The sequence below is a fragment of the Shewanella sp. SG41-4 genome (assembly GCF_014164505.1).
Lineage (GTDB): Bacteria > Pseudomonadota > Gammaproteobacteria > Enterobacterales > Shewanellaceae > Shewanella.
Window position 1 is genome coordinate 1 of the sequence record NZ_JACJFI010000776.1, and the last position, 294, is coordinate 294.

At 45.6% G+C, this 294-nt stretch carries 1 protein-coding gene; it reads left to right on the forward strand.

The window, feature by feature from the left end; all coding sequences use genetic code 11:
- Positions 1-294: IS66 family transposase zinc-finger binding domain-containing protein (locus H5202_RS24890; protein WP_182774172.1), on the forward strand; the 294-nt coding region annotated here is incomplete at both ends.

Genomic DNA, 294 nt, shown 5'->3' on the forward strand with positions numbered 1-294 from the left:
TGGCGGTGAGCTACATAAAATGGGTGAAGATAAGTCAGAAAAGCTTGAGTTTATTCCCGCTCAAATCAAAGTGATTGAGCACATTCGGCCTAAGTACGCTTGCCGTCACTGTGATAAATCCTCGATTCAAACACAGATAAAGCAAGCCTCAATGCCTGCCATGCCCATCAACAAAGGCATTGCAACGAGCAGTTTGCTCAGTCAGCTTATCACCAGTAAATACCAATATGGGTTACCGCTTTATCGCCAGGAAGCCATGTTCAAGCAATACGGTATTGAGCTCAGTCGCCAGAC